Raw genomic sequence first — 12,083 nt, 5'->3', positions numbered from 1 at the left:
GGCTCAAAATCGCGTGGCGATTGCCGGGCTAACATGTTGATGGCAAAGAGAGGAGAACGTGATGCAGTTTACAACGACGCCAGGCCTGGAAGGCCACACCATTACTGAATATTGCGGCGTAGTGACCGGGGAAGCTATCCTGGGTGCCAATATTTTCCGCGATTTTTTCGCCGGGGTTCGCGATATCGTCGGCGGCCGCTCGGGGGCTTATGAAAAAGAGTTACGCAAAGCGCGGGACATCGCATTTCGTGAAATTCAGGAACAGGCCGAAAGCCTGGGCGCTAACGCCGTGGTCGGGATTGATATCGACTATGAAACCGTCGGCAAGGACGGCAGTATGCTGATGGTTTGCGTCAGCGGGACGGCGGTGAAAACGCGCAAATGAAAACCAGGATCTTAGCGCTTGCCCTGGCGCTGTTACTGGCGGGCTGCGCCGGGCAAAAAGGGATTGTCGATCGAGGCAGCTATAAAGTGGACACCCTGCATCAGGCTCAGGCCGCTTATCCGCGGGTGAAAATTCTGGTGATCCATTACACGGCGGATGATTTTTCAAGTTCGCTTTCCACGTTGACCGATCGTAACGTCAGCGCCCACTATCTTGTTCCCGCCGAGCCGCCGCTGTCCGGCGGGAAACCCGTTGTCTGGCAGTTGGTGCCGGAAGAGCAGCTGGCCTGGCATGCCGGGGTCAGTTTCTGGCGAGGGGCTACGCGGATTAACGACACGTCCGTAGGTATTGAGCTGGAAAACCAGGGCTATACCCGGGTTGGCGGTGTTCAGCGCTTTTACCCCTTCAGCCAGCCGCAGATTGCGGTGCTTGAGGATTTAGCGAAGCAGATTATTGCGCGCTATAACATCGCGCCGCAGAACGTGGTCGCTCATGGGGATATCGCGCCGCAGCGCAAGGTTGATCCTGGCCCGCTGTTCCCCTGGAAGCAATTTGCGGAAAAAGGGATTGGCGCATGGCCGGACGCCGCTAGAGTGGCGTTTTATCTTAACGGCCGCGGCCCGCTGCAGCCCGTGGATAAATCCGAGCTGCTGGATGTGCTTTCCCGGTATGGCTACGAAGTGCTGCCGGGCATGACTGAGGCGCAGCAGAAAAGAGTGATTACCGCCTTCCAGATGCACTTCCGCCCGGCCAACTACAGCGGCGAGGCGGATGCGGAAAGCCTGGCGATCGCCGAGGCATTACTGGAGAAATACGGCCAGGGTTAGCCCCGGTGCAGCGTGCCGTGATCTTTCAACCACAGCGCGGTACGGCGAATGCCTTCATCAAGGGTGACGATAGGCTGATAGCCCAGCTCCGTTTCCGCACGCGTGGTGTCCAGCGTTAAATCGAAGTTCAGCTTGGAGACGCCGTAGTGCGTGAGCACCGGCTCTTTGGCAGACTTATTGCCAAAGTGCTCCAGGCTGCGGGCGATGATATCCAGCATCGGGTACGGCACCGAGCGAATGCGGCATTTAATGCCCAGCTCGTCGATCAGCTTCTGCACGATGGTCCGCAGCGGGCGGGCTTCCATGTTGGTGATGTTGTAGGCGCGGCCAGAAGGTAAATTCTGTTTCTGTGTCGCCAGCCACATCGCGTGTACCGCGTTTTCCAGATAGGTCATATCCACCAGCGCATCGCCGCCGCGCGGCAGCAGCACGCTGCCGTAGTGGCGCATCATCTGCACAAGGCGCGGGAAAAACACTTTGTCGTGCGGCCCAAACAGGCTTTGCGGGCGCAGAATGGTAAAACGGGTGTTCGGGTTGGCCTGCGCCAGCAGCTGAATCACCTCTTCGCTGGCGGCTTTGCTGCGGGCAAATTCGTTGGCGAAGCGCACCGGGCGAAAATCTTCGCTGATGTTGCGGTGGTGGTGGTAGTCGAAGTAGAGCGACGGCGACGAGATATGAATAAAGTCACGCACGCCCCAGGCCACGGCCCATTCGCCCAGACGGCGTGTGGCGCGGACGTTGGCGAGGTCGAAGGCTTGCTGGGTTCCCCACGGCGAGGTGAAGCTGGAGCAGTGCCAGAGCGTGTCGACGTCCGCAAGCATCACTTTCGCCTGGGAAGAGACCAGCTCCGTCAGGTCGGCATGGACAAATTCAGCGCCCATTTTCTGCAGCAGTTTGCCCATCGCTTCGTTGCGCCCGGTGGCCCGAACGCTGATGCCTCTGGCGCGTAAATACTCGACCGCGTTTCGGCCTAAACCGCTGGTGGCGCCCGTGACCAGTACCTTCATGTGACCAACTCGTTATGTTTTGGATTAACGCTGCGCATTTTTCCGTGAAACGGCAGCGCATGCAATGGGAATACTGAAAGATTAGGAGCTAACTTCTCTTTTTGATCGAGTTTTGTTCCGCTAAATGAACAATTCGCCGCGCCATTCCCCTAAAGATAAATAAATGGGCGGGGATCATCGCCAGCCAGTAGATCAAACCGGCGCAGCCGTGAGGATGCCACCAGGCTCTGACGTCCAGCCGACGCTGCTTGCCATCATCCTGCAAGGTGAACGACAGCCGCCCCAGGCCTGGGGCCTTCATACCAAACAGCAGCGTTAGCTCTTTTTCTGGTTCAGCGATAATCACTCTCCAGCTATCGACGGTGTCGCCCACTTCCAGCGTGGCTTTATCAGGCCGCCCTTTAGCAAGCCGATGCCCGACCAGCAAATCCATCAGCGCCCGGGTTTTCCACAGCGCATTGCCAAAAAAGTAGCCTTCTTTACCGCCTAGCTGGTTGATCACCTGCCAGAGCGAAGAGAGTGAGGCCTGGGTGGCCAGCGTGCAGCCCGCCTGTTTAGCAAAAAAACCGTAGTCAGGTCGCCAGCGGGCAAACGCCTGGGCATCGTAGCCCCAGTCCTGGGAGTTGGCGAGCCGGTGTTCGTTGGCCAGCGTCAGGCGCACGGCGTCGTCAAAGCTGATGAGCTGCTGCGGGATGCGTTCGCGCAGGCTACGGTCATCCGCCAGCAAATCGTGTTCCAGACCCTGAATCAGCGCCTTAGCAATACCGGGCGGCACCGAGGTAATGACATTCAGAAACCACACGGAAATCCAGCTGGTGGGGAGTGGCACGGGGATCAGCGGGCGGCGGCGGCCGCTGATAGCCATAAAGCGCTCGAACTGCTGCTGATAGCTCAGAACTTCCGGTCCGGCGGCTTCAAACAGGCGATGTTCTGTGGCCGGCTGGTCCAGCAGTGCGACGAGGTAGTGCAGCAGATTATCCAAAGCAATGGGTGAAGTACGGGAGCGAACCCAGCGCGGCGGCGTCAGCACCGGCAGGTTGTACACCATATCCCGCATGACTTCGAAGGCCGCCGAGCCAGCGCCAACAATAATCCCCGCGCGCAGTTCTGTGACAGGCACGCCGGAATCTCGCAGGATATCCGCGGTGATTTGCCGGGCTTTCAGGTGCTTTGAATGCGTTTGCCCGCTTTTGGCCTGCAAAGAGCTAAGGAAAATGACCTGCTTGACCGGATGTTCGGTCAGCGCGTCGCGCATGTTCAGCGCCGCCTGGCGTTCGAACTCCATAAAATTATCGCCGTCGCCCATGCTGTGGATCAGATAGTAGACGGTATCCGCCCCTTCGAGCAGGGCACCCAGGCGGTGCGGCCAGTGCAAATCTACGTGCCGGCACTCTACGCCTGGCCAGGGCTGTTTTTTTAGCCAGTCAATGCGACGGGCTGCGGCGGTGACGTGATGTCCCGCCGCCACGAGTAACGGCACCAGATGCTGGCCAATGTAGCCGCTGGCGCCGAGGACCACTATCCTTTGAGGTTCTGCCATCGTCCCTGAGTCCCGTTAGTTTTGCAGGAAGCTGCGCCAGTGGGCGACGACTTCAGCCAGCTGGCTGCGGGTGACGTCCAGATGGGTGACCAGCCGAGTTGCCGGACCTGCGCTGAGGATGATGCCGCGCTCACGCATGTAGGGCCCTAAATCTTCTGCTTCTTCCGCCGTCATGCGCACAAAGACCATGTTGGTGTCCTGACGCATCACATCGACGCCGATTTCGCGCAGCTCGCCTGCCAGCCAGTGGGCGTTGTCGTGGTCTTCTTTCAGCCGCCCGACGTTATTTTTCAGCGCATACAGGCCTGCCGCCGCCAGAATACCGGCCTGACGCATACCGCCGCCGGTCATCTTGCGCCAGCGTACAGCGCGCTTGATGTACTCTTTACTGCCCACCAGCAGGGATCCCACCGGCGTGCCAAGACCTTTCGACAGGCAAATGGTGAAGCTGTCGCAGTAGCGAGTAATTTCTTCCAACTGGCAGCCGTAGGACACCACGGCGTTAAAAATACGCGCGCCATCTACGTGCAGAGCCAGATTGTGCTTGCGGGTGAATTCCCAGGCCTGCTGGAGATATTCGCGCGGCAGCACTTTGCCGTTATGGGTGTTTTCAAGGCTCAGCAATTTAGTGCGGGCGAAGTGAATGTCGTCCGGTTTAATTTTTGCCGCTACTTTATCCAGCGGCAGCGTGCCGTCACGATCCGCTTCAATGGGCTGAGGCTGAATGCTACCCAGCACCGCTGCGCCGCCTGCTTCGTAGAGGTAGTTATGTGCGGCCTGGCCAACGATGTACTCTTCGCCGCGCTCGCAGTGGCTGAGCAAAGCTACGAGGTTGGCCTGCGTGCCGGTAGGTAAAAACAGGGCAGCTTCTTTCCCGCTGATTTTTGCCGCGTATGCCTGAAGCTCGTTAACAGTGGGGTCATCGCCGTAAACATCATCCCCGGTCGGGGCGGCCATCATTTGCTCCAGCATGGCGCGGGAAGGGCGGGTAACGGTATCGCTGCGTAAATCTATCATGACGGGTCCTTTATCGAGAGGCTGCGCCCGGACGGTTATCCGGGCGCCTGAGGCAACCTTCTTTTTTACCGGAACCAGTTGGTTTTCGCCAGCTCGATCACTTCATCTCCTCGCCCGCTGATGATGGCGCGCAGCATATACAGGCTGAACCCCTTGGCCTGCTCCAGCTTGATCTGCGGCGGGATAGCCAGCTCGTCTTTGGCGACGACAACATCGACCAGCACCGGGCCATCGATGCTGAAGGCCCGTTCCAGCGCAGCGTTCAGCTCCTCAGGTTTTTCAACGCGGATGCCGGTAATGCCGCAGGCCTCGGCGATACGGGCAAAGTTGGTGTCGTGCAGTTCGGTACCGTCGGTGAGGTAGCCCCCGGCTTTCATCTCCATCGCCACGAAACCGAGCACGCTGTTGTTGAACACCACGATTTTAATCGGCAACTTCATTTGTGCTACGGACAGGAAGTCGCCCATCAGCATGCTGAAGCCGCCGTCGCCGCACATCGCCACCACCTGGCGATCGGGCGCGGTGGCTTTGGCGCCCAGCGCCTGCGGCATAGCGTTAGCCATTGAGCCGTGGTTAAACGAGCCCAGCAGGCGGCGTTTGCCGTTCATTTTCAGGTAGCGCGCGGCCCAGACGGTGGGCGTGCCCACGTCGCAGGTGAAAATGGCATCATCGGCGGCGTAATGGCTTATTTGCTGCGCCAGATATTGCGGGTGAATTTGCTTGCCTTCCGAGGGGTTGGCCAGTTCATCCAGCCCTTCACGCGCTTTGCGATAATCCTCCAGCGCTTTGTCGAGGAAACTGCGATTGGTTTTCTCCTCCAGCATCGGCAGCAGGGCGGACAGCGTGGCTTTGATATCGCCCACCAGCGCAATGTCGACCTTGCTGTGCGCGCCTATGCTGCCGGGGTTGATATCAATCTGGATAATTTTTGCGTCCGTCGGGTAGAACGCGCGGTAGGGGAACTGGGTGCCGAGCAGGATCAGCGTGTCGGCGTTCATCATCGTGTGGAAGCCGGATGAGAAGCCTATTAATCCGGTCATGCCAACGTCGTAAGGGTTGTCGTACTCAACGTGTTCTTTGCCACGCAGGGCGTGAACAATGGGCGCTTTCAGGGTTGCCGCCAGCTGCACCAGCTCAGTATGTGCCCCAGCGCAGCCGCTGCCGCACATCAGGGCGATATTGTCGTTGTAACGCAGAAGTTGGGCGAGTTTTTTAAGCTCATCGTGAGGGGGAACCACGATGGGCGGCGGTGCAGGATACCAGTGCGTCGTGGCATGCTCTGGCGCGGGTTTGAGCGCCACGTCGCCGGGCAGTACCACCACGGAAACGCCCCGGTTCAGAATGGCTTTGCGCATGGCAATCGCCAATACTTGCGGGATCTGCTCCGGGTTAGAAACCAGTTCGCAATAGTGGCTGCATTCGCGGAAAAGCTCTTCGGGATGCGTTTCCTGGAAGTAGCCGCTGCCAATTTCGCTGGAGGGAATATGGGCTGCAATGGCGAGAACGGGCACGTGATTGCGGTGGCAATCGTACAGGCCGTTAATCAGGTGCAGGTTACCTGGCCCGCATGAACCGGCGCAGACAGCAAGCTCGCCGGTGAGATGCGCTTCGGCCCCGGCGGCGAAAGCGGCCACTTCTTCATGGCGAGTTGGCATCCATTTAATCGTGCCCATCCGGTTGAGGCTGTCGCTGAGGCCGTTCAGCGAATCGCCGGTGACGCCCCAGATACGTTTCACGCCCGCGCTCTCAAGGGTTTTGGCCAGCCAGGCCGCTACGGATTGTTTCATCGGTTTTCCTTGTCCAGTGTGATAGCGCTTACAAGCTTAGTTCAATTCTGTGTAACGGCAGGGAATGGCCTCCCTAAAATTGGGGCTATTTGTTAGCAAATATTAAGCGTAAATTATTCTCGTTATCATTTTAAAAGGGTGGCAATTCATATGGTTACTAAATTGTTAAATGCAGTGAATGGCGCGCTAAACAAAGACGATCTGGGAAAATTGTTACTGCGTCTGGCGGTAGGCGGCCTGATGCTGTTTCACGGCCTGCACAAGCTGTTTGGCGGCGTGGACGGGATTAAGGGAATGCTGGCGGCGCATGGCATCCCGGAGTTTGTCGCCTATGGCGTGCTGCTGGGTGAGGTGCTTGCCCCGCTGCTGATTATTTTAGGGATCCTCACTCGCCTGTCCGCGCTTGGGCTGGCGTGCACGATGATTGTGGCCTGGCTGCTGGTGGGCGTGGGGGAAACCTTCATGCTGGATAAAACCGGGGCCTGGGGCGTTGAAAGCCTGATGTACTTTTTCCTCGGCGCGCTGGCGATAGTCTTTTGCGGCGCAGGGCGTTACGCGTTTGGCAAGTCGGCCTGGCGATAGAAAAAGAAAAGGCACCGTGAAGGTGCCTGTTTAGATCAGGCGAGCACCAGGTCGCTCTGTGGATGGCAGGAGCAGGCCAGCACGTAGCCGCTGGCAATTTCTTCTTCCGTCAGCGTCATGGTGCTGGAGACTGTATAGTCGCCAGAAACCACTTTTGTTTTACAGCAGCCGCAAACTCCGGCGCGGCAGGCGGCATTCACAGGCACGCTGTTGCTCTCCAGCGCGGCAAGCAGCGTGCTGCCCACCGGTGAGTAGAACTCACGCATCGGCTGGAGCGTGGTGAACTTCAGGCCGCCCGCTGAGGGTGCAGCGGCTGGCGTGAAGAACACTTCCCGATAAAACGCCGCGACTCCCAGCGCTTTCACTTCTTTCTCAACCATGTCCATATAAGGCGCAGGCCCGCAGGTCATAACCGTCCGGCTGGCGATATCCGGCACCGCGGCCAGGATCTCGCGAGTCAGTCGCCCGGCGATAAAGCCGTGGGTGGCGTTGTTTTCTGCCACCAGCGTGACCGGGTAATGCCGCCATTCGTCAGCAAAAATCACGTCCTGCGGGGAGCGCACGTTGTAGATGACCTGCACGTCCACTTGCGGGCGGTGTTTTGCCAGCCAGCGGCGCATGGCCATAATCGGCGTGACGCCGCAGCCCGCCGCCAGCAGCAGATAGCGCTCCGACACGATGTTTTCACAGCTGAACTCGCCCTGGGCTTCAGACAGCCACAGGTAGTCGCCGATTTTCACTTCTCCGGTCAGCCACTCTGAGCCCGCGCCGCCGTCGATGCGCCGTACCGTCAGCGTGATGAACTCACTCAGACCCGGAGTGGAAGAGATCGTATAGGCCCGCAGCGTCTCGCTGCCGTTGCGAATGCTCACCAGGGCATATTGCCCGGCTTTGTAGGGATAGAAGTCGTGGTTGATCAGCGACAGCGTCCAGACATCCGGCGTTTCCTGGTGAATATGGTGTACCTGCATACGGTGCGGGCACAGCGGCGTTGGCATGGTCATGGCTGCTCCTTACGCGCTCATTAACTGTTGGATGTCTTGCTCAACGGTGGTGATGGCGCGCAGGCCAAATTTCTCGTTCAGCACCGCCAGCAGGTTTGGCGTCAGGAAGCCCGGTGCGGTCGGACCGGTCACGATGTTAGTCACGCCGAGCGACAGCAGCGTGAGCAGAATTACAATCGCCTTTTGCTCAAACCAGGAGAGCACGAGGCTCAGCGGCAGGTCGTTCACGCCGCAGCCCAGTTTCTCGGCGAGGGTGACCGCCAGAATGATCGCTGAATATGCATCGTTGCACTGGCCGGCATCCACCAGGCGCGGCAGCCCTTCGATGTTGCCGAAATCCAGCTTGTTGAAGCGGTATTTACCGCAGGCCAGGGTCAGGATTAGGCAGTCCTGCGGCACGCTGGTGGCGAAGTCGGTGAAGTAATTACGTTCTCCGCGTGCGCCGTCGCAGCCGCCGACCAGGAAGATGTGGCGAAGTTTTTCGCGGCTAACCAGATCGATGAGCGTGTCTGCCGCACCCAGTAACGTCTGGCGGCCAAAGCCGACGGTGATCAGGTGTTCGATTTCGCTGTACGGGAAACCGGCCATTTGCTGGGCCTGGGTAATCACCGGGCTAAAATTGTCGCCTTCGAGGTGGCTGACGCCCGGCCAGCCGACGATGCTGCGGGTCCAAATTCGGTCATCGTACGAGCCCACGGTTGGGTCGATGATGCAGTTGGAAGTCATGACAATAGGGCCTGGGAAGCGGGCGAATTCCGTTTGCTGGTTCTGCCAGCCGCTGCCGTAGTTGCCGACCAGGTGTTTGAATTTCCGCAGTTCTGGATAGCCGTGCGCCGGGAGCATTTCACCGTGAGTGTAGACGTTCACGCCGGTGCCTTCGGTTTGCTCGAGCAAGTTATAGAGATCTTTCAGGTCATGGCCGGAAATCAGGATGCACTTCCCGGCGACCGGGCGTACGTTAACCTGGGTTGGGGTTGGATGGCCGTATTTGCCGGTTTCCCCCTGATCCAGAATGCTCATCACTTTGAAGTTCATCTGGCCGATTTCCATGGAACAGTCCAGCAGCGCGCCCATATCCGCAGGCCAGGTGCCGAGCCACGCCATGATGTTGTGGTACTGGGCGTAAATATCGTTGTCGTACTGGCCCAGCACATGTGCGTGTTCCATATAAGCGGCGGCGCCTTTCATGCCGTACAGGCACAGCAGGCGCAGGCCGAGAATATCTTCGCCAATGTCGGCTTTGTCACGATTTGGCGTGAATTCAGCGGCCTGGCGCTGAAGTTCACCGAGGTCACTGCTGACCAACTGAAGCTCTGCCATCGGGTGAGTGACGATGGCCGCAGGATCGACAGCCAGCGTACGGATTTTCAGATCTTCGCGCATGGCAATGGCATCTCGGGCATAGCCAACGATGCGGCCGGAGTCGAAGTTCACGTTGGTCAGCGTTGAGAAGAAGGCGCGGGGAGCAAAGTTATCAATCTCGTGGTCGATAATACCGCGTTCGCGTGCGGCAACGGCCCAGGCGGACAGCCCCTGCAACGTCGCGATCAGCAGATCCTGTAGATCGGAAGTCTGGGCCGTTTTACCGCAGACGCCCTGGGCATAGGCGCAGCCGTCGCCGGCCGGGGTACGAATGGTCTGTTCACACTGCACACAAAACATGATGTCACCTTAAAGTTATATTTTAAATACATGTTTAAGGTTAGGCTCCGGCTCAACAGGTTAAAAGGACTTTTTGGTGCAACTTAAAGGGAGATTGATATAGCTCAACTTTGGCGGCAGCAGGCTACCGCCAGAGAGGTATCAGGCGGCGAAGAAGGCAATGAGCAGCGGGGTCAGCAGGCTAAGAATAAATCCGTGCACAATGGCGGCAGGCACGATTTCCACACCGCCGCTGCGCTGCAGCACCGGCAGGGTAAAGTCCATCGAGGTGGCGCCACAAAGGCCCAGAGCCGTTGAGCGGCTGCGGCGCACCAAAGCCGGGATAAGCATAATAGCCAGTAATTCCCGCACCAGATCGTTAAAGAAGGTTGCGCTGCCAATCACCGGCCCGTAGGACTCGGTCATCAGGATCCCGGACAGCGAATACCAGCCGAACCCAGAGGCCATAGCCAGACCTGTTTTTATCGGCAGGCCAAGCAGTAGGGCGTTGATCGCCCCGGCGACCATTGAGCTGAAAACGACCACAATGGCGACAATAATGCCGCGACGGTTGAGAACGATTTGCCGGAAGGTCATGCCGCTGTTGCGAAGCTGGATCCCGACCAGCAGCAGCAGGAAAATAAGCGTATATTCGCTGGCCTCTGTGGCGTATTTAAGCACCTCAAATCCGGTCAGCCCCAGCAGGAAGCCCAAAGCCACTACCCCGCAAAGCTGTAAGGACTCCAGGGCCATCGCCAGGCGCGAGGGGAGTTTTTCCTGTTTGTGCTGATGCCGCCACGGGAGAGCACGTTCCAGCAGCAAGAGGCCGGCGATGTTACACAGCAGGATCACCCCGACGCTTATCACCGAGTAATGCAGGATAGTCAGCAGGTTGCTGGCGAGATTATCGAGGAACGCCAGGCTAATGCCCATCAGGAAGAGGATCACGTAAACAATCCAGCCCAGCAGGCGGTGAATCAGCCTGAGCAGGTGGATTTGTTTCAGCGGAATCAGGTAACCGACGAGCAACGGCACCAGGATAATAAGTAATCCTGACAGCATGGGAGGGACAGTCCTTGTAGTTAAAATGTTACGACGGATGTCACACTACCGAAAGAAAGGAATTGAGTCGAGTAGGGGCGAAGAAAAAGGTTTATGCGGGGAAAAGAAAACGGCAGGCTTACCCGAGTAAGCCTGCCTCGGGGCCTAGCTGCGTTTTTCCAGCAGGGTGCGGTAAATAATACCGCCCAGAATCCCGCCAATAATAGGCATCACCCAGAAAAGCCACAGTTGATCCAGCGCCCAGCCGCCCTGGAAAATAGCCACTGCGGTACTGCGCGCAGGGTTTACTGAGGTGTTGGTAACCGGAATACTAATTAAGTGAATTAAGGTTAATGCCAGGCCAATGGCTATTGGCGCAAAACCCGGTGCAGCAAATTTGTCCGTTGCACCGTGAATAACAATCAAGAATCCACAGGTTAATACGATTTCAATCACAATGGCGGACAGCATGGAATATCCACCCGGAGAATGTTCGCCGTAGCCGTTAGAAGCAAAACCGCTGGCTGCGGCATCAAAGCCTGCTTTACCGCTGGCGATTAAATAAAGGATAGCGGCAGCGACAATCCCGCCAATCACCTGGGCAATAATATAGCCAATCACTTCTTTAGCCGGGAAGCGGCCACCGGCCCAGAGGCCAAGTGTGACGGCCGGGTTAAAGTGACCACCGGAAATATGGCCGACTGCAAAAGCCATGGTCAGCACGGTTAAACCAAATGCCAGCGCGACGCCGACAAAGCCAATGCCTAATTCCGGGAATGCTGCCGCTAATACTGCGCTACCACAGCCACCAAATACCAGCCAGAATGTCCCGAAGAACTCGGCTGCTAATTTTCTAAACATAACCACCTCTGATAAAAGCCAGAAACAATGCAAGGTTCACGCGCTAAATCACATGACCCTGACTGTCGCTAATTCACCGTCATCAAGTGAATGACGAAAGTAATATTAAATGCGCGTTAATATTAGGTATTTCGCCATTTCGCCACCAGTACAATAAATTCTAGTTTTTTGATTTAGGGCAATGAGGTGTTATTCCTTTTCTGAGGAGAGGTAGCAGAAGTATAGGTTATCTTTGAATGAAGTAAGAATATTCCGGATAATAAAAAAATACGCCTCAGCACGAATTGATTATGGTAAAGGCGGCGTGCGTTTATCGCGTAACGCTTTGACATTGTGTGGTTACATTGCCTTCCGGGTTGCCGCTATACTCGAAAAGGACGCTGGATGAAAG

The 12,083-nt window shown here is 57.3% G+C and carries 11 protein-coding genes; 3 read left to right on the top strand and 8 right to left on the bottom strand.

All coding sequences use genetic code 11. The features are described from left to right. Nucleotides 1-61 precede the first annotated feature (61 nt). Both ACREYP_RS15420 and ACREYP_RS15415 read left to right on the top strand, forming a co-directional pair. Nucleotides 62-385 carry a heavy metal-binding domain-containing protein gene (locus ACREYP_RS15420; RefSeq protein WP_008461083.1) on the top strand — a complete coding sequence of 108 codons (324 nt, stop codon included), beginning with the start codon at nucleotides 62-64 and terminating at the stop codon, nucleotides 383-385. After that, nucleotides 382-1,212 (top strand): N-acetylmuramoyl-L-alanine amidase, encoded by an 831-nt coding sequence (locus tag ACREYP_RS15415; RefSeq protein WP_008461084.1) that lies wholly within the window; start codon nucleotides 382-384, stop codon nucleotides 1,210-1,212. The genes ACREYP_RS15420 and ACREYP_RS15415 overlap by 4 nt, the downstream gene beginning before the upstream one ends. Here ACREYP_RS15415 and ACREYP_RS15410 read toward each other — a convergent pair. From ACREYP_RS15410 to poxB, 4 genes are all read right to left on the bottom strand, one after another. Then, nucleotides 1,209-2,219 (bottom strand): 3-beta-hydroxysteroid dehydrogenase, encoded by a 1,011-nt coding sequence (locus ACREYP_RS15410; protein WP_008461085.1) that lies wholly within the window; start codon nucleotides 2,217-2,219, stop codon nucleotides 1,209-1,211. The two genes, ACREYP_RS15415 and ACREYP_RS15410, sit on opposite strands and share 4 nt — an antisense overlap. 88 nt (nucleotides 2,220-2,307) lie before the next feature. After that, entirely contained in the window at nucleotides 2,308-3,759 is a 1,452-nt protein-coding gene (locus tag ACREYP_RS15405) for an SDR family oxidoreductase (RefSeq protein WP_034810039.1), read from the bottom strand. A 15-nt stretch (nucleotides 3,760-3,774) separates the two neighbouring features. Beyond that, nucleotides 3,775-4,776 carry a low-specificity L-threonine aldolase gene (gene ltaE / locus ACREYP_RS15400; RefSeq protein ID WP_008461087.1) on the bottom strand — a complete coding sequence of 334 codons (1,002 nt, stop codon included), beginning with the start codon at nucleotides 4,774-4,776 and terminating at the stop codon, nucleotides 3,775-3,777. A 65-nt stretch (nucleotides 4,777-4,841) separates the two neighbouring features. Next, nucleotides 4,842-6,563: a ubiquinone-dependent pyruvate dehydrogenase gene (poxB, locus tag ACREYP_RS15395; RefSeq protein WP_336817863.1), complete on the bottom strand. Its 1,722-nt coding sequence runs from the start codon at nucleotides 6,561-6,563 to the stop codon at nucleotides 4,842-4,844. Nucleotides 6,564-6,713: 150 nt separating this feature from the next. Between poxB and ACREYP_RS15390 the strand changes: the two genes are divergently transcribed. Then, nucleotides 6,714-7,145, top strand: a complete 432-nt coding sequence (locus ACREYP_RS15390; RefSeq protein WP_008461090.1) for a DoxX family protein — start codon at nucleotides 6,714-6,716, stop codon at nucleotides 7,143-7,145. Nucleotides 7,146-7,180: 35 nt separating this feature from the next. On the opposite strand, the gene hcr is transcribed toward ACREYP_RS15390, so the two are convergent. The 4 genes from hcr to aqpZ all read right to left on the bottom strand — a co-directional run bounded on the left by hcr (nucleotide 7,181) and on the right by aqpZ (nucleotide 11,692). Next, nucleotides 7,181-8,149: an NADH oxidoreductase gene (hcr, locus tag ACREYP_RS15385; protein ID WP_336817862.1), complete on the bottom strand. Its 969-nt coding sequence runs from the start codon at nucleotides 8,147-8,149 to the stop codon at nucleotides 7,181-7,183. Nucleotides 8,150-8,158: 9 nt separating this feature from the next. Beyond that, nucleotides 8,159-9,811 (bottom strand): hydroxylamine reductase, encoded by a 1,653-nt coding sequence (hcp, locus tag ACREYP_RS15380; protein WP_008461093.1) that lies wholly within the window; start codon nucleotides 9,809-9,811, stop codon nucleotides 8,159-8,161. Nucleotides 9,812-9,952: 141 nt separating this feature from the next. Further along, nucleotides 9,953-10,852, bottom strand: a complete 900-nt coding sequence (locus ACREYP_RS15375) for a LysO family transporter (protein WP_166995472.1) — start codon at nucleotides 10,850-10,852, stop codon at nucleotides 9,953-9,955. A gap of 144 nt (nucleotides 10,853-10,996) precedes the next feature. Continuing rightward, entirely contained in the window at nucleotides 10,997-11,692 is a 696-nt protein-coding gene (gene aqpZ / locus ACREYP_RS15370) for an aquaporin Z (protein ID WP_039291469.1), read from the bottom strand. Nucleotides 11,693-12,083 lie beyond the last annotated feature (391 nt).

Origin of the sequence: Enterobacter sp. TMH.L2 (assembly GCF_050847315.1) — a bacterium.
GTDB lineage: Bacteria > Pseudomonadota > Gammaproteobacteria > Enterobacterales > Enterobacteriaceae > Cedecea.
This window is presented reverse-complemented; position numbering and strand designations above follow the sequence as displayed.